The sequence below is a fragment of the Streptomyces sp. NPDC052236 genome (assembly GCF_044548015.1).
Classification (GTDB): domain Bacteria; phylum Actinomycetota; class Actinomycetes; order Streptomycetales; family Streptomycetaceae; genus Streptomyces.
This window is the reverse complement of the sequence record NZ_JBIUBL010000025.1, coordinates 43,365-60,020: the sequence shown is the minus strand read 5'-3', so window position 1 is coordinate 60,020 and position 16,656 is coordinate 43,365. Positions and strand designations below refer to the sequence as shown.

17 protein-coding genes are annotated in these 16,656 nt (G+C 69.1%); 10 read left to right on the top strand and 7 right to left on the bottom strand.

Annotation, left to right across the window (positions count from 1 at the left end):
- Positions 1 to 164: 164 nt before the first annotated feature.
- The 4 genes from tilS to folE all read left to right on the top strand — a co-directional run bounded on the left by tilS (position 165) and on the right by folE (position 4,796).
- The gene (gene tilS, locus ACIHCQ_RS32940) at positions 165 to 1,265 is read left to right on the top strand and encodes a tRNA lysidine(34) synthetase TilS (RefSeq protein WP_399670686.1); all 1,101 of its coding nucleotides are present in this window, start codon (positions 165 to 167) and stop codon (positions 1,263 to 1,265) included.
- A gap of 55 nt (positions 1,266 to 1,320) precedes the next feature.
- Positions 1,321 to 1,860, top strand: a complete 540-nt coding sequence (gene hpt / locus ACIHCQ_RS32935; protein ID WP_399670921.1) for a hypoxanthine phosphoribosyltransferase — start codon at positions 1,321 to 1,323, stop codon at positions 1,858 to 1,860.
- A gap of 171 nt (positions 1,861 to 2,031) precedes the next feature.
- A complete protein-coding gene (ftsH, locus tag ACIHCQ_RS32930; protein WP_399670683.1) occupies positions 2,032 to 4,065 on the top strand; it encodes an ATP-dependent zinc metalloprotease FtsH in 2,034 nt (677 codons plus the stop codon).
- Positions 4,066 to 4,190: 125 nt separating this feature from the next.
- Complete coding sequence (gene folE, locus ACIHCQ_RS32925) at positions 4,191 to 4,796, top strand: GTP cyclohydrolase I FolE (protein ID WP_399670680.1); 606 nt, start codon at positions 4,191 to 4,193, stop codon at positions 4,794 to 4,796.
- A gap of 55 nt (positions 4,797 to 4,851) precedes the next feature.
- Here folE and ACIHCQ_RS32920 read toward each other — a convergent pair whose 3' ends face one another.
- The 6 genes from ACIHCQ_RS32920 to ACIHCQ_RS32895 all read right to left on the bottom strand — a co-directional run bounded on the left by ACIHCQ_RS32920 (position 4,852) and on the right by ACIHCQ_RS32895 (position 9,866).
- On the bottom strand, positions 4,852 to 5,337 hold the full coding sequence (locus ACIHCQ_RS32920; protein ID WP_399670677.1) for a DUF3180 domain-containing protein: 486 nt from the start codon (positions 5,335 to 5,337) through the stop codon (positions 4,852 to 4,854).
- Positions 5,338 to 5,384: 47 nt separating this feature from the next.
- Positions 5,385 to 6,044, bottom strand: a complete 660-nt coding sequence (folK, locus tag ACIHCQ_RS32915; protein ID WP_399670673.1) for a 2-amino-4-hydroxy-6-hydroxymethyldihydropteridine diphosphokinase — start codon at positions 6,042 to 6,044, stop codon at positions 5,385 to 5,387.
- Positions 6,041 to 6,400, bottom strand: a complete 360-nt coding sequence (gene folB / locus ACIHCQ_RS32910) for a dihydroneopterin aldolase (protein ID WP_399670918.1) — start codon at positions 6,398 to 6,400, stop codon at positions 6,041 to 6,043. The genes folK and folB overlap by 4 nt, the downstream gene beginning before the upstream one ends.
- Positions 6,401 to 6,617: 217 nt before the next feature.
- Complete coding sequence (locus ACIHCQ_RS32905) at positions 6,618 to 7,067, bottom strand: nuclear transport factor 2 family protein (RefSeq protein WP_399670670.1); 450 nt, start codon at positions 7,065 to 7,067, stop codon at positions 6,618 to 6,620.
- On the bottom strand, positions 7,064 to 7,921 hold the full coding sequence (gene folP, locus ACIHCQ_RS32900; protein ID WP_399670667.1) for a dihydropteroate synthase: 858 nt from the start codon (positions 7,919 to 7,921) through the stop codon (positions 7,064 to 7,066). Before folP ends, ACIHCQ_RS32905 begins: the two co-directional genes overlap by 4 nt.
- A 79-nt stretch (positions 7,922 to 8,000) precedes the next feature.
- Positions 8,001 to 9,866 carry a phosphatidylglycerol lysyltransferase domain-containing protein gene (locus ACIHCQ_RS32895; RefSeq protein ID WP_399670664.1) on the bottom strand — a complete coding sequence of 622 codons (1,866 nt, stop codon included), beginning with the start codon at positions 9,864 to 9,866 and terminating at the stop codon, positions 8,001 to 8,003.
- 130 nt (positions 9,867 to 9,996) lie between these two features.
- Between ACIHCQ_RS32895 and ACIHCQ_RS32890 the strand changes: the two genes are divergently transcribed.
- Positions 9,997 to 11,109, top strand: a complete 1,113-nt coding sequence (locus ACIHCQ_RS32890; protein ID WP_399670661.1) for an alpha/beta hydrolase — start codon at positions 9,997 to 9,999, stop codon at positions 11,107 to 11,109.
- Between the two features lie 40 nt (positions 11,110 to 11,149).
- On the opposite strand, the gene ACIHCQ_RS32885 is transcribed toward ACIHCQ_RS32890, so the two are convergent.
- Positions 11,150 to 12,304, bottom strand: coding sequence for an ABC transporter ATP-binding protein (locus ACIHCQ_RS32885; RefSeq protein ID WP_399670658.1), 1,155 nt, complete (start codon positions 12,302 to 12,304; stop codon positions 11,150 to 11,152).
- 117 nt (positions 12,305 to 12,421) lie between these two features.
- Here ACIHCQ_RS32885 and ACIHCQ_RS32880 point away from each other — a divergent pair, with 117 nt between their 5' ends.
- The 5 genes from ACIHCQ_RS32880 to ACIHCQ_RS32860 all read left to right on the top strand — a co-directional run bounded on the left by ACIHCQ_RS32880 (position 12,422) and on the right by ACIHCQ_RS32860 (position 16,648).
- Positions 12,422 to 13,129, top strand: coding sequence for an ABC transporter permease (locus ACIHCQ_RS32880; RefSeq protein ID WP_399670654.1), 708 nt, complete (start codon positions 12,422 to 12,424; stop codon positions 13,127 to 13,129).
- Positions 13,130 to 13,190: 61 nt separating this feature from the next.
- The gene (locus ACIHCQ_RS32875) at positions 13,191 to 13,916 is read left to right on the top strand and encodes an ABC transporter permease (RefSeq protein WP_399670651.1); all 726 of its coding nucleotides are present in this window, start codon (positions 13,191 to 13,193) and stop codon (positions 13,914 to 13,916) included.
- A gap of 60 nt (positions 13,917 to 13,976) precedes the next feature.
- Complete coding sequence (locus tag ACIHCQ_RS32870; RefSeq protein WP_399670648.1) at positions 13,977 to 14,948, top strand: ABC transporter substrate-binding protein; 972 nt, start codon at positions 13,977 to 13,979, stop codon at positions 14,946 to 14,948.
- A gap of 105 nt (positions 14,949 to 15,053) precedes the next feature.
- Positions 15,054 to 16,157, top strand: a complete 1,104-nt coding sequence (locus ACIHCQ_RS32865) for a hypothetical protein (protein ID WP_399670645.1) — start codon at positions 15,054 to 15,056, stop codon at positions 16,155 to 16,157.
- Entirely contained in the window at positions 16,154 to 16,648 is a 495-nt protein-coding gene (locus ACIHCQ_RS32860) for a GNAT family N-acetyltransferase (RefSeq protein WP_399670643.1), read from the top strand. Before ACIHCQ_RS32865 ends, ACIHCQ_RS32860 begins: the two co-directional genes overlap by 4 nt.
- The last annotated feature ends 8 nt before the right edge of the window (positions 16,649 to 16,656 follow it).

The window sequence follows — 16,656 nt, the reverse complement described above, 5'->3', positions numbered from 1 at the left end:
AAGGACGCCCCCCTAATCACCCATCCGAGGGACCCTGGGCAATGGGTAGGCGTGCAATGCTCGGGTAACGGCTCGGTTCTGTCACCATCAATGCACTCTGAGTGATTGGACCTCTCGCCCGCACTCCGACGAGGCACCCCCAACTTTCACGAAGGGCACCGGACATGGGTCCCCATCCTGCGGTCGCGGCGATACGCCTGGCGGTTCGCCGCGTACTCCACGACGTACTCACCGAATACCCCCCATACCCCCAGCACTCCGCGCGAAAGACCGAACGCGCCGAACTCTCCGTCGGCACGGCCGGCTCCTCATCCTCCATCGCGTCCGCCGCGATGCCCGCCTCCGCGGGCGAGCCGCCGCTGGTCCTCGTGGCGTGCTCCGGCGGCGCGGACTCCATGGCCCTCGCCTCCGCCCTCGCCTTCGAGGCCCGCAAGCTGTCCGTCCGCGCCGGCGGCATCACCGTCGACCACGGCCTTCAGGACGGCTCCGACCTCCGCGCCACCGAAGTCGCCGCCCGCCTCGCCGCGCTGGGGCTCGACCCTGTCGAGACCGTCACCGTGCGCGTCGGCCGCGCGGGCGGCCCCGAGGCAGCGGCCCGCGATGCCCGCTACGCCGCCCTGGACGCGGCCGCCGAGCGCCACGGCGCCGTGGCCGTTCTGCTCGGCCACACGCGCGACGACCAAGCGGAAACCGTTTTGCTGGGGCTCGCCCGCGGCTCCGGCATCCGTTCGCTCTCCGGAATGGCCGCCGTCTCCGGGGCGGCCGGCCGTTACCGCCGCCCCTTCCTCCACCTCGACCGGCAGACCGCCCGTAAGGCATGCATGGTCCAGTCGCTGCCCGTCTGGGACGACCCGCACAACACCGACCCGGCCTACACCCGCTCACGGCTGCGCCACGAGGGCCTGCCCGCCCTGGAGAAGGCGCTCGGCAAAGGAGTCGTCGAGGCCCTGGCCCGTACCGCGCGGCTGTCCCGCGACGACGCCGACGCCCTGGACATCTGGGCCGCCGAGGTCGACGCCTCCGTACGGGACGAGGCCGGGCAGCTCGAATGCGCCAAGCTCTACGCCCTGCCGCCCGCCGTCCGCCGCAGAGTGCTGCGCCGGGCCGTCATCGAGGGCGGCGCACCCGCCGGTTCGCTCTCCGCCCGCCACATCGAGGAAGTCGACCGGCTGATCACCGGCTGGCGCGGCCAGGGGGCCATCAATCTGCCCGGCCGCGTCGAGGCACGGCGGCAGGGTGGCAGACTGGTCGTTCGGCAAGGCTGACGCAGCGCTCAGCGACGCAGGCGCAAAGAAAGTGACCCGGGTGAACGAGAAGGACATGGGCGCCGACCTACAGTCGGTGCTCATCACCAAGGAAGAGATCGACGCGAAGCTGGTCGAACTGGCCGCGAAGATCGACGCAGAGTACGCGGGCAGGGACCTGCTCATCGTCGGTGTCCTCAAGGGTGCCGTGATGGTCATGGCGGACCTGGCGCGTGCCCTGGCCACCCCCGTCACGATGGACTGGATGGCGGTGTCGTCCTACGGCGCGGGCACCCAGTCCTCGGGAGTGGTCCGGATCCTCAAGGACCTGGACACCGACATCAAGGGCAAGCACGTCCTGATCGTCGAGGACATCATCGACTCCGGCCTCACGCTCTCGTGGCTGCTGTCGAACCTCGGCTCACGCGAACCGGCCTCCCTTGAGGTCTGCACCCTGCTTCGCAAGCCGGATGCGGCGAAGGTTGCGATCGATGTGAAATGGATCGGTTTCGACATTCCCAATGAGTTCGTCATCGGGTATGGCCTGGATTACGCCGAGAAGTACCGGAATCTGCCGTTCGTCGGCACCCTCGCACCACATGTGTACGGCGGCTGACCCCGCCCACAGCCCCCTTGGGGACACGGGAACCCTGGCCTCCTCCCCGCCGTTGGAGCAAAGGAAGACGGCCGCGGGTGACAATGCTGGGGTACCGTCCGAAGAACAGTCTTTTCTCACAGCAGCATTTACCTACGGGCAGGAGGGACGGAGCGTTTTCGCTCCGTATGGATGGACGTGAAGCGATACTTCCGTGGGCCGGTCATGTGGATCGTGCTGGCCGTCCTCGCCGTGGTCGTGTTGATGCAGGTCGTCGGCTCGTCCGGCGGCTACAAGACGGTGGACACCGGCGAGGTCGTCCAGGCGATCGACAAGAACCAGGTCGACCAGGTCAAGCTGACCACTGGCGACGAGCACATCATCAAGGTCGACCTCAAGGACGGCCAGAAGGTCAAGGGCAGCGACAAGATCCAGGCCAGCTACATCGGCACCCAAGGTGCTGATCTCGCTGTGCGGCTGCAGACCAAGTACGAGGCCGGCGACATCGAGAAGGGTTACACCGTCTCGCCGTCGAAGCAGAGCCCGTTTGTCTCGGTGCTGCTCTCGCTGCTGCCCTTCGTCTTGATCGTCGTGGTCTTCCTGTTCCTGATGAATCAGATGCAGGGCGGCGGCTCCCGAGTCATGAACTTCGGGAAGTCCAAGGCCAAGCTGATCACCAAGGACACTCCGAAGACGACCTTCGCCGATGTGGCGGGGGCCGACGAGGCCGTCGAGGAACTTTACGAGATCAAGGAGTTCCTCCAGGAGCCGGCCAAGTTCCAGGCGGTCGGCGCCAAGATCCCGAAGGGTGTGCTGCTGTACGGCCCGCCCGGTACGGGCAAGACGCTGCTCGCTCGCGCTGTCGCGGGCGAGGCGGGCGTCCCGTTCTACTCGATCTCGGGCTCCGACTTCGTCGAGATGTTCGTCGGCGTCGGCGCCTCCCGAGTGCGTGACCTCTTCGAACAGGCCAAGGCGAACGCCCCGGCGATCGTCTTCGTCGACGAGATCGACGCCGTCGGCCGGCACCGCGGCGCGGGTCTCGGCGGTGGCCACGACGAGCGCGAGCAGACGCTGAACCAGCTGCTTGTCGAGATGGACGGCTTCGACGTGAAGGGCGGCGTCATCCTGATCGCCGCCACCAACCGGCCGGACATCCTCGACCCGGCGCTGCTGCGCCCGGGCCGTTTCGACCGGCAGATCGCGGTCGACCGTCCGGACATGCAGGGCCGTCTGGCGATCCTCAAGGTCCACCAGAAGGGCAAGCCGGTCGCCCCGGACGTCGACCTGGGCGCTGTCGCCCGTCGTACGCCCGGTTTCACCGGCGCGGACCTGTCGAACGTGCTGAACGAGGCCGCGCTGCTCACCGCGCGCAACAACGGGAAGCTCGTCGACAACCACGCCCTGGACGAGGCGATCGACCGCGTCGTGGCGGGCCCGCAGAAGCGGACCCGGATCATGTCGGAGAAGGAAAAGAAGATCACCGCGTACCACGAGGGCGGTCACGCCCTGGTCGCGGCGGCTTCACCGAACTCCGACCCGGTCCACAAGATCACGATCCTGTCCCGTGGCCGGGCGCTCGGTTACACCATGGTCCTGCCGGACGAGGACAGGTACTCCACCACGCGCAACGAAATGCTCGACCAGCTCGCCTACATGATGGGCGGGCGCGCGGCGGAGGAGCTCGTCTTCCACGACCCGACCACCGGTGCTGCCAACGACATCGAGAAGGCCACTGCCACGGCCCGTGCGATGGTCACGCAGTACGGCATGACCGAGCGGCTGGGCGCGATCAAGTTCGGTGGCGACAACTCCGAGCCGTTCGTCGGCCGTGAGATGGGTCACCAGCGCGACTACTCGGAAGAGGTCGCGGCGCTGGTTGACGAAGAGGTCAAGAAGCTCATCGAGACCGCGCACAACGAGGCCTGGGAGATCCTGGTCGAGAACCGCGACGTTCTCGACGCCCTGGTCCTCGAGCTGCTGGAGAAGGAGACCCTCAGCAAGGAGCAGATCGCTGAGATCTTCGCTCCTCTCGTGCGGCGCCCGGCCCGTCCCGCGTGGACCGGCTCCTCGCGGCGTACGCCTTCGACGAGGCCTCCGGTGCTCTCGCCGAAGGAGCTGGCGCTCACCAACGGCGCGGTCAGCGGCAATGGCGGGGTGCCCGCGACGCCGGACACCACGCCGAAGCAGGGCATCGAGATCGCTCCGGAGGACAGAACCGAGAGCTGACACGCCGTGCTCTGGTCACACAGGGCCCGGAATGGATGCCGCGCCCCCCAGGTTTAGCCTGGGGGGCGCGGCATTCTCGTATGCAGGTGTGCACGCAGCTGAGAACAAAAAGGAACGAGGCACAGATGACCGACCCCGTAACGCTGGACGGCGAGGGCACGATCGGCGTGTTCGACGAGAAGCGCGCCGAGAACGCCGTGCGCGAGCTGCTCATCGCAGTCGGGGAGGACCCGGACCGCGAGGGCCTGCGGGAGACCCCGGCGCGGGTGGCGCGCGCGTACCGCGAGATATTCGGTGGTCTGTGGCAGAAGCCGGAGGAGGTGCTCACCACGACGTTCGACCTCGGCCACGACGAGATGGTCCTGGTCAAGGACATCGAGGTGATGAGCTCCTGCGAACACCATCTTGTGCCCTTCCACGGCGTCGCGCACGTCGGCTACATCCCGTCGGCGGACGGCAAGATCACCGGCCTGTCGAAGCTGGCCAGGCTGGTCGACGTGTTCGCCCGCAGGCCACAGGTGCAGGAGCGGCTGACCACGCAGATCGCCGAATCGCTGATGGAGATCCTGGAGCCGCGCGGAGTGATCGTGGTCGTGGAGTGCGAGCACATGTGCATGACGATGCGCGGGGTGCGGAAGCCGGGCGCGAAGACGATAACGTCGGCGGTGCGGGGTCAGCTGCGGCACCCGGCGACGCGCAACGAGGCGATGAGCCTGATCATGGCGCGATAGCGGTACGGCGCGTACGGGGCGCTGCGCGGGCCCTTGTCGGGGGCGGAGCCCCCAGTTACGCCCGGGCCGCGCCCTGGCCCCCCTGGCCCTCGTCCTCCGGGAGCTTGCAGACTCGCTCCAGGAAGAACGCCGCCGCGATCACCGCGATGCCCGCCGCCACCGAGAACGCCGCGTAGATCGCCTGGTCCCGGCGCGCCGGGACGTCGAGGGAGCCGAGCAGGAAGACTCCCGTACCGCCGTACATCCCGGAGACCAGCGCCGCGACCAGCGCGCTCGCCTGGCCGAAGACCACCGCCCGCGCCGCCATCAGCGGCTCGACGCCCTTCGCGCCCGGACGCCGCTCGCGCTGGGCCCGCAGCCGCGCGCGGAGCGAGATCGCCGTCGCGGTCAGTACGGCGGCGATCGCCGCCAGCACGATGGGCGCGGCCAGCGGCACGCTCGGCAATGTGCCGAACGCCTCCCAGAGCCGGGCGCCGCCCCAGCTCAGCACTCCGGCCACGATGAACAGACCGGCCAGTACCCCGAGCCGAAGTTGCTTCACCCAGCGCCCCTCACATCATGTGCCGTACGGATCCGACAGCCTAACGACTAGTCCGGCAGGCGGAGTTCCAGGTCGGCGCGGTGAAGTACCTGCTGCGGGCTGACATCGGCCAGCAGCTGTCCGACCGGGCCGCGACCCGGCAGCTGGGCCTCCGGGTCCACGTCGTACCACGGGGCGAGCACGAAGGCGCGCTGGTGGGCGCGGGGATGCGGAAGGGTGAGCTCAGGATCGTCGGAGACCACATCGGCGTACGTCACGATGTCCACGTCGATCGTGCGCGGGCCCCAGCGCTCCGCCCGGACCCGGTCGAAGGCCTCCTCGATGGCCTGTCCCCGCTCCAGCAGGGAGGAGGGCGGCAGCGTGGTCTTGATCACGACCACCGCGTTCAGGTACGAGGGCTGGCTGCCGGGGTCGACGCCCCACGGCTCCGTCTCGTACACCGGGGAGACGGCTTTGACCCGCAGGCCCGGCGTGTCCTCCAGCGCGTCGATGGCCCCCTGGAGCGTCTCCAGGCGGTTGCCCAGGTTGGAACCGAGGGAGATCACGGCCTGCTTCGGATTGGAGAGCGTGACGTCCGCCGCGTCGACCTGCTCCACCACGGACGCGGGCACGGGCTGCACGGTCGGATCGCTCTGCGTCCCCCAGGACAGCAAGGGGGGCGAGGAGAAGGAAGAGGAAGAGAAGGGCGAGGGGGACGACGACGTCATACTCGGCTCCGGGTGATCGTGACGGTCACGTCGTCGAAAGGCACCGTGATGGGCGCATCCGGCTTGTGGACGACCACCTCGACCTCCTCCACGCGGTCATGCTTCAGGCATTGCTGAGCGATCCGCTCTGCCAGCGTCTCGATCAGGGCGACAGGTTCCCCCTCGACCACCGCGACGGTCTCCTCCGCGACCACGCCGTAGTGCACGGTCTTCGACAGGTCGTCACCGACCGCCGCGGGGCGGGTGTCCAGGCTCAATACAAGATCCACGATGAAGGTCTGGCCCTCCTCGCGCTCCTTGGGGAAGACACCATGGTGCCCGCGGGCCCTGAGGCCGCGCAGCGCGACACGATCCACGCGAATCACTCCGTCTTCGTAGTCCTTGCGGGCTTTGCGGGTAAGCGGGCAACGCCCGGAGCGCGTGCCCGCCATCGAATCTACCTGCGAGCACCGACAATGCTCTCCCGTAAGAGACCCGGCCGGAAGCTCGGGGCCGAGTAGCCGCCCCTACCCGGAGCCCGAACTTTCAATCCCTCTTCGATCTCCCGTTCGCCCCAAAGACTCGCCTGCCCACCTACGGTGGGGTTTCATCGTTGTCTTCGTCCTCGGTTTCGGCCAGCACGGGTGATCCGTGGTGTGACCAGAGTTTCCAGCCTTCGGATGTGCGGCGAAACACATTGGTGGCCACGACGAGCTGCCCGACGAGAGGGCCGAGCTCGCCGCTCTCCTCGGCCGGGCCGCCGCTGAGGATGTTCTCCGTGCATGTCACCAGCGCGGTGTCCGAGGCGAGGCTCACCTTCACATCGGTGAGGAAGAACTGGATGTACTCGGTGTTCGCCATGATCAGGGCGTACGAGCGGAGCACCTCGCCACGGCCGGAGAGCACCGGCCAGCCGGGGTGGATGCACGAGATGTCCTCGTCGTCGCACCAGAGGCCGGAGAGCTCTTCGAAGTCACCGCGCTCCATCGCCTCGTAGAACCTGGTGTTGGCCTCTTCGACCAGTTCTACGTCGGTACGGCTCACCGGGCCGCCTCTACGGCCCGCGCGACCCGGACGGCGTCGGCGCTCGCCCGCACCTCGTGCACGCGTACGGCCCACGCGCCCTCGTGCGCCGCGATGGCGGAGACGGCGGTGGTCGCGTGGTCCAGCTCGCGGGCGGGCGGGATCGCGCCACCCTTCGCCAGTACGCGGCCGAGGAACCGTTTGCGCGATGCGGCGATCAGCACGGGGTGGCCCAGTGCACGCAATTCGCGCAGATGGGCGAGGAGAGTGAGGGTGTGTTCGGCCTGTTTGGCGAAGCCGAGACCGGGGTCGACGACGAGGAGTTCGGGCGGGATGCCGCCCGCGACCACGGCGTCCATACGCGCGCGCAACTCGGCGACGACTTCGGCGACCACATCGTCGTAGACCGCGCGGCTGTACATGTTCTCGCTGAAGCCACGCCAGTGCATGACGACGAAGGGGACACGGGCGGCGGCGACCACCGGGATCATGCGGGGGTCGGCGAGGCCGCCGCTGACGTCGTTGACGAGCACCGCGCCCGCCGCGACGGCCTGCTCGGCGACGGCGGCACGCATGGTGTCGACGGAGACTGTGACGCCTTCGGCCGTGAGGCCGCGTACGACAGGAACAACCCGCCGCAGCTCCTCCTCCTCGTCGATCCGGCCGGCACCCGGCCTGGTGGACTCGCCGCCGACGTCGACCAGGTCGGCGCCTTCCACGACGAGGTCGAGGCCGCGTTTGACGGCGGCCGTGGTGTCGAACCAGCGGCCGCCGTCCGAGAAGGAGTCGGGTGTCACATTGACGACACCCATGACCGCACAGCGATCCCACTCAGGCAGGCCGCCGACCGTGCCGCGTCCGCGCAACGTACTCATACGCCCAGCCTAGGCCCGTGGGCCGGGCAAGAAGTCACACCGGCCCGCCGTGGCGGGTCTGCCCCCTCATCCGTGGCAGCTACGCGGTGCGGACTTCCGGTTCCTTCGCCTGGACGCTCATGTGCGGGCACGGACGGCTCTGGCGGGGCGGGCGGCCGCGGAGAAAGAGGCGGGGGAGCGCCACATTGACGAAGCCCTCCGCCTGCATCGCGGCGAAGCCGATCCGTGGCAGATCGCGCGTGGAGCGGAAGACCACGAAGCGCGGCTCCCAGCGCGGCTGGAACTTCGCGTTGAACTTGTACAGCGACTCGATCTGGAACCACCGGGACAGGAAGACCAGCAGGCCACGCCACAACCGCAGCACCGGGCCCGCGCCGATCTTCTCGCCGCGGGCCAGTGCCGAGCGGAACATCGCGAAGTTCAGGGAGACCCGCTCGATCTTCAGGCCGGGGCAGGCCTGGAGCGCGGCGACGATCAGCAGTTCGTTCATGCCGGGGTCGGCGGAGCGGTCGCGGCGCATCAGGTCCAGCGACATGCCGTCCGTACCCCACGGGACGAAGTGGATGATCGCCTTCAGGTCTCCGTAGGGCGAGCCGTCCGACGTGCCGTCGGTCGTACCGTCCGCGGAGTCGTCGGCCTTGTGGGCCGTGGCGATCACCGCGTCGCCGTCCGCCGGGTCACCGATCCGGCCGAGCGCCATGGAGAAACCGCGCTCGGTGTCCGTGCCGCGCCAGTCCGCCGCTGCCCGGCGCAGCTGCGCCAGCTCCACGTCGGAGAGGTCACGGGCGCGCCGTACCTTGGTCTCGTAGCCGTTGCGTTCGATGCGCTTCACCATCTGGCGTACGTTGCGCATCGCGCGCCCGGTGAGGGAGAAATCCGCGACGTCGACCACCGCCTCGTCGCCCAGTTCCAGCGCGTCCAGACCTGTCTCCCGCGTCCAGACCTCGCCACCGGTCTCGGAGCAGCCCATCACCGCCGGGGTCCAGGAGTGCGCCTTGGCCTCGTCCATGAACCGCTCGATCGCGCCCGGCCACGCCTCGACGTCGCCGATCGGGTCGCCGCTGGCGAGCATCACGCTGGAGACCACGCGGTAGCAGACGGCCGCCTTGCCGCTGGGCGAGAAGACGACGCCCTTGTCGCGGCGGAGCGCGAAGTGGCCCAGCGAGTCCCGGCCGCCGTGTCTGGCCAGCAGGGCGCGCAGGCGCAGCTCGTCCTCCTCGGTGAGGCGCGCGGCCGGGTGCTCGGGGCGGAAGGCGAAGTAGATGGTGGTGACGGCGGTCAGCAGGCCGAGCGACCCGAGGGAGTAGGCGACGGTCCAGGACACCTGGCCGTGGTAGTCGACGGGGCCCTCGAAGCCGAACAGCCCGTACAGGACGTGTTCGAGGCGGTCGGTGATGCCGGGGTCGCCGACGATCCTGCGGGGATGCGCGCTGACGATGACAAGGCCCAGGCCCAGCGACCCCGCGCCCATGAGGATGAAGTTGGCGAGCGCCTTCCACCGGCTGCGTGGATCGGGCAGCGCGACGAATTCACTCCGGTGGCGCAGCAGCAGCGCGAGCAGGATCAGCGACAGCAGTGCGCCGATGACCGAGTTCCGGTAGACGAACTGCCCGACGGCCCCGGCCGGCAGCAGCACCACCGCGGCCCGCCAGGCGCGGCGCTTGTGCCGCTTGAGCCCGTGGGCGAGGAGCAGCAGCAGTACGCCCGCGCTCAGCGAGAGCGCCGCGGCGAAGGGACCGGTGGATCCCGGCAGCACTTCGGCGAGCGCGTGCATCCTGCTGTGCCGGAACCGGGGGAACACCCCGGCGGCAATGTCGATCAGGCCGACGAGCATGCAGGCCGTACCGACCAGCGTAGGGACCGACTCCGGACGAGGGCCGCGCAGAAGGCGGCGTACTCCGTCCGGAACCAACCCTGATGTGTCCCCATCTACCGTTGCAGACATCGCTTCCCGTGGTTCCGCGAGAGATCCTGTGTCCGTTCTCCGGACGATTTGCGTCCTCTAGGACGGTGCTTGCGGGGGGCGGGTTCACTCATTCACAGGAAATTCTCAAGAAAGAAAGCTCACGCGACTCATGGGTCTGACCAGCAACAAAGTTCTGGCCGTGGCGATCATCGTCGCCGTGCTGCTGTTCGCGGCCACCATCTGGCTCTGGCCGAGGCTCGCCGGCCGCGGCTGGCGGGCGGTGACCGGCAGGATCGGCCTGATGCTGGCGACCCAGCTCGCACTGTTCGCCGCGATCGGCTTCGCCGCCAACAACTCCTTTCTCTTCTACGGCTCCTGGGCCGACCTTTTCGGGCGGCAGCAGGACCTCGGCGTGGTCGTGGACCACTCGGCGGGCGGAAAGCGCGTCAAGGTCGTGGAGACGCAGGCGACGGATGTGCCGGGCGGCACGCGGCCCGCGCTGGGGGGCCAGATCCAGAAGGTCGTCATCGCGGGCGAGAAGTCGAAGATCGACAGCCCCGCGTATGTCTATCTGCCGCCGGAGTACTTCCAGGCGGAATACGCGAAGAGCACTTTTCCGGCCTCGCTGGTGCTGACCGGATACCCGGGCACCGCGGAGGCCCTGATCAAGGGGCTGAAGTACCCGAGGACGGCGTACCAGCAGGTCAAGGCCGGCAAGATGCAGCCGATGATCCTGGTGATGCTGCGGCCGACCGTCGCGCCGCCGCGGGACACCGAGTGCGTGGACATACCCGGCGGACCGCAGACCGAGACCTTCTTCGCCGAGGATCTGCCGCGGGCGATCTCGCAGAGCTACCGGGTCGGGACCAAGCCGCGGAACTGGGGGTTCATGGGGAATTCCACCGGCGGTTACTGCGCCCTGAAGATCGCGCTGCACCACCCCGAGCGGTTCGCGGCGAGCGCCGGCCTCTCCCCGTACTACAAGGCGGCCGAGGACCCGACGACCGGTGATCTCTTCCACGGAAACAAGGGGGAGAAGAAGCGGGCGAATCTGCTGTGGAGCCTGGACCATCTGCCGCAGGGCAAATCGTCTTTCCTGGTCACCAGTTCGCGGGAGGGCGAGGGAAACCTCAAGTCCACGCTGCAGTTCATCGACAAGGTGAAGCCGCCCGCGCGAGTCTCGTCCATCATGCTCGACAGCGGCGGGCACAACTTCAACACCTGGCGGCGCGAGGTCCCGCCCGCCCTCGCCTGGCTCAGCGGCCGGCTCAGCGCTTCCTGACCGGCGCTTCGTCATCAGCGCTTCGTAAGCGGCGTTTCGCTCAGCTCTTCGTCAGCGTCTCGATGGTCTCCAGCGCGACTTCCGTACGGGGGATGTCCTGAGCGTCGGCGTCGATGGAGCGCCGCAGCGCCTCATGCAGCCGGGCGGGCGTGAGGACGCCGAGGAACCGCCCGGTCTCCTCCTTGTCGATGACCGCGATCCAGCCCGCGTCGTGCTGGAGCATTGTGGCGAAGGCCTGCTTGAGGGAGCCGCCCACGGGCAGCCACGCCTCCATCCGGCGGGCGTGTTCGCGTACGGAGCCGGGGAGCCGGGCGTGCTCGGCGGAGATCCAGCCGTGCAGATTGTCCTCGCTGTCCAGGACGACGGCCCAGCGCGAGCCCAGTTCGCGGGGCAGCGGATCGTCCAGGTGGACGACGGGCGGCTGCTCCAGATCGCCTTCCTCGACGGGGGTGACGGAAAGCCGCTTGAGGCCGCGGTCCGCGCCGACGAAGTCCGCGACATACGGGGTGGCGGGGGCGCCGAGCACGGCGGCGGGCGCGTCGAACTGCTCGATGCGCCCCTGCCCGTAGACGGCGATACGGTCGCCGAGCCGGACGGCCTCCTCGATGTCGTGGGTGACGAAGAGCACGGTCTTGCGGACCTGGGACTGGAGCTTCAGGAACTCGTTCTGCAAATGCTCGCGCACCACCGGGTCGACCGCTCCGAACGGCTCGTCCATCAGCAGTACGGGCGGGTCGGCGGCCAGCGCCCGCGCCACGCCGACGCGCTGGCGCTGACCGCCGGAGAGCTGCTCGGGGTAGCGGTCGCCGTACGTCCCGGGGTCCAGGCCGACCAGATCGAGGAGCTCGGCGGCGCGTTCACGGCCCTTGGCGCGCTTCCAGCCGAGGAGGTGGGGGACGGTCGCGGTGTTCTCCAGGACCGTCTTGTGCGGGAAGAGACCGACCTGCTGGATCACATAGCCGATACGGCGGCGCAGCTGGACCGGGTCGATGGCGGAGATGTCGTCCCCGTCCAGGAGGATCCGGCCGCTGCTCGGCTCGATGAGGCGGTTGACCATCTTCATGGTGGTGGTCTTGCCGCAGCCGGACGGTCCGACGAGCGTGACCAGTTCGCCCTCGGCGACCTCGAACGACAGGTCGTCCACGGCCGTGGTGCCGTCCGGGTACCGCTTGGTGACGTGCTCGAAACGGATCATGGTTCCCCATTGTGACGGGTGCGGTGTGAAGGCCATGTTGCTGCACTGTGGCGGTCCCCGGCGATTGTCAGTGGTCGGGGATATGGTCATCAATGATGAACGGGGAGGTGGGAATGGATGAGTACGCAGGCTGCCGCGCAGGCCGCGAAGAGCTGTCTGGCGGCCAATGACTGGATCTGCGGGGAGTACCTCCGCACCCGCAGCCAGGAATTGACCGACGCGACCGTCCAGCATGTGTGGATCACGGTGGCCTCGGTGCTGATCGGCCTGGCCGTGGCCTTTCCGCTGGCGCTGCTCGCCCGCGCCAAGCCCCGCTTCGCCGGTCCTGTGCTCGGGCTGACGACCCTGCTCTACACCATTCCGTCGCTGGCGATGTTCTCGCTGCTGCTGCCGTTCTTCGGCCTGTCGGCGGGGCTGGTGGTGACCGGTCTGGTGCTCTATTCGCTCACCATCCTCGTACGGAACATCATGGCCGGCCTCGACGCGGTGCCCGCCGAGGCGCGGGAGGCCGCGCTCGGGATGGGGTACGGACCGGGCCGATTGCTCTGGGAGGTCGAACTGCCCCTCGCGCTGCCCGCGCTGATGGCGGGCCTGCGCATCGCCACGGTGTCGACGATCGCGCTGACGACGGTCGGCGCGCTGGTCGGCAAGGGTGGTCTGGGCAATCTCATCGACGACGGCGTGCAGACCACCTTCAAGGCGCAGGTGCTGACCGCGTCCGTGCTCTGTGTGCTGCTGGCGGCGGTCGCCGACCTGCTGCTGCTCGGCGCGCAGCGGCTGCTGACCCCCTGGACCCGCATACGCACGGCGAAGGCCGTGGCGTGATGGGCCTGATGGGTGCGACGGGGCTGACGGGCGCGACCGGTGTAATGGATGTGACGGGCTGATGGACGTAGTGGCCGACGCGTGGACCTGGCTCACCACCGGAGCCAACTGGTCGGGGGAGAGCGGCGCCTGGCACCGGCTGGGCGAGCATGTGTACGTCAGCGGGGTGGCCCTCCTGCTGGCCTGCGCGATCGCCCTGCCGATCGCTCTCTGGCTGGGGCACCTGGGCAGGGGCGGCGCCCTCGCGATCAATATCTCCAACGCCGGGCGGGCCATCCCGGTCTTCGCGGTGCTCGCGCTCTTCATGCTTACGCCGCTGCGCAGCGCGGGCTATCTGCCGACGATCATCGCCCTGGTGCTGTTCGCGGTGCCGCCGCTGCTGACCAACGCCTATGTCGGGATGCGGGAAGTGGACCGGGCGGTGGTGGAGGCGGCGCGCGGGATGGGGATGTCGGGCGGTCAGCTCTTTCTGCGGGTCGAGCTGCCCCTCGCCTACCCGCTGCTGATGACCGGGCTGAGGTCCGCCGCCGTACAGGTGGTGGCGACGGCGACCATTGCGTCGATGGTGGGCCAGGGCGGTCTGGGCCGGATCATCACCGCGGGCTTCAACACGTACAACACCCCGCAGGTCGTGGCGGGGGCGCTCCTCGCGGCGGTGCTCGCGCTGCTGGTGGAAGGGGTGCTGGTGGTGGCCGACCGGCTGCTGAACCCCCTGCGCAAGCCCGCGGCGTCAGCGTCCGCGTCCGCGCCGGTGCCGGCGCCGACGTCATCCGTAAAGCCCCTGTGAAAAGCCCCTGTGACGACACATTTAGCTTCCACCAACCCATTGCTGTGGACGGAGAACCTCATGAGCAAGAACTCGCGCATCGCGGGCGCGGTACTCGGCCTGGTCGCCCTGACGGGTTCTCTCGCCGCGTGCGGCGGCGACAGCCTGGAGAACGAGGAGGGCGGTGCGGCGTCGGGCGGCGCCTCGGGCAAGAAGGGCACGCTCGTCATCGGCGCCGCGTCCTTCTCGGAGTCCAAGGTGCTCGCCGAGCTCTATGCGCAGCTGCTGAACGACGCCGGTTACAAAACGTCCATCACCACCGTGAAGAACCGTGAGCTGTACGAACCCTCCCTGGAGAAGGGCGAGATCGACATCGTGCCGGAATACGCCGCGACGCTCGCCGAATTCCTCAACGCCAAGGTGAACGGGGTGAAGGCGCCCGACGAGAAGCCGGTGGCATCCAGCGATGTCACCGCCACCGTAGAGGCGCTCACCAAGCTCGCCGAGCCGCGCGGACTGAAGGTGCTTCCCGCGGGTACGGCCGTCGACCAGAACGCCTTCGCGGTGAGCAAGGAATTCGCCGAGGAGCACAACCTCAAGACGCTTTCCGATCTCGGCAAGTCGAAGCTGAAGGTGAAGATCGCGGCGGGCGACGAGTGCGAGGTGCGGCCGTTCTGCGCGCCGGGTCTGAAGACGACGTACGGCATCGACGTGGCGGGCATCGACCCCAAGGGCGTCGGCACCCCGCAGTCCAAGCAGGCGGTCAAGGACGGTGACGACCAGCTTCTGCTGACCACCACCACGGACGCGGTGATGGACGGCCTGGTCTTCCTGGAGGACGACAAGAAGCTCCAGAACGCCGACAACGTCCTGCCGGTGCTCAATGCCAAGGACGCGGGGGCGAAAGAGATCGGTGACGCGCTCGACAAGCTCACCAAGGTCCTGACGACCGAAGACCTCGCCGAGTTGAACCGCAAGGTGGATGCGGAGCGCGCCAAGCCGCAGGACGCGGCGAAGGCATATCTGGAGTCCAAGGGCCTGCTCAAGAAGTAGTGATCGGTCGGCCCGGCGCTCTTTCACCGAGCTTCTTCAAGCTTCGTCGAGAGATTTGCCGGGCTGACACCCCATTCGGCGACCGCGCACGGTAAATTTCGGGCCATGCCACGTGGACGCCACCGCCATTCCCCGCCCCTGCACAGGCTGCTGCCGCCTTCCGCGGTAGCCGGAGCGTCGGTTCTGTGTGCCGCCGGCGCGTGGTTCATGGCGGAGCCGGTCATGCTCCGGTCCCTGGTCGCGGTCACCGCGGCCGCGGCGGTCACCGGCGCGGTCCTCATGCGCAACTGGGACCGGAGCGCGGGCCACAGGGTCGCGGAGCTCATGCGCGCCCGCGTGAGCGACGAGTGGAAGAACGAAGAGCGCGTGGCCGAGCTGGAGACGGACGTCGAGGAATCGCGCGAGCTGCGCCTCAAGCTCGACACGAAACTGCGCGTCAAGCGGGTCGAGCTCGCCGCGCTGCGCACCGAACACGCGGCGCTGCTGCGTCGGTACGCGACCGCCGAGACCGAGCGGGCGGGCGCGCTGGAAGGCCGCAGGCAGCTCGTGCTCGGAGCGGGCTCGCAGGCCAGGGCGTTGCCCCCGGCCGGGTCCACGCCCACCCCCTCCACCTACCTGCGCGCCGCCAAGGCGCTGGAGAACCTGTCGCGCAACGCCGCCGCGCAGAAGGCGAAACGTACCGTCGAGGAGGTCCGCCGCCGCGATCAGGCCGAGCAGTCGGCCCGGGAAGAGGACGAGCCGCAGGGCAAGCAGGCGGCAGCCGGCGGGAGTGAGCAGCACAACCGGCCACCGGCCGCCGTCCTTCCCGTCCGGCGCACTGCCCCCGGAGCGGCGGCGATCGTTCCGTACGGACCGTTGCGCCGCACCGGCCAGCAGCACGAGAGCGGTTTCGACTTCTTCGGCACGGCCACGGGCTCGGGTGTGGGCGCGGGCGTGCAGAAGGCGATCGAGGCGGCGCAGCACGAGGACCTCGCGGATGTGGTGGGCGAGGAGGCCCTGGCGGCGCAGCGCGCGAAGGATTCCCGTAGTACTGGTATGGATGCCGGTACCGACGCGGGTACGGATGCCGGTACCGACACCGAGGCCGACTCCGGTACGGACTCCCGTCCGCGCGCCGAGTCGCGTGCGGTCGGCAAGGTGATCGATCTGACCGCGCACGACGAGACGGAGCATGTGGACGTCGTGGAGCTGCGCAGCGCGATCTCTTGATCACGGAGGTGCGGGCGGCGGAGGTTCCCGCGCTGCGCGAGGAGCTGATCGCGCTCTGCGCGCAGGCGTTCGGCCGCCCGCCGTGGCACGACCCGCCGTCCCGGTCGATCCGGCAGGTCGACCGTATGCTGATCGCCGCCGCCGAGGCGCAGGGCTTCTGCTGCGTGACCGCCACCGACGAGGCGGGGGCGCTGGCGGGCTTCGCCTGCGGCTGGACCGACAGCTTCTGCGCCCGGCTCTCCAGCGCGGCGGACGACATCGAGACCGCCTTCGAACTGGCCGAGCTCGCCGTCGCCCCCGCCCACCAGGGCAGGGGCCTGGGCCACGCCCTGCACGACGCGCTGCTCGCGGACGCGCCGACGCCCCGGCTGCTGCTGACGCTGCCCGTGCCCGAACTGCGTGACCGGTACGAGCGGTGGGGCTGGCGGGTGCTGGACGAGATCGTGATGAAGGAGGGCGAGACGCCCTACGCCCTGATGCGGCAGGGCTGACCGCCCCG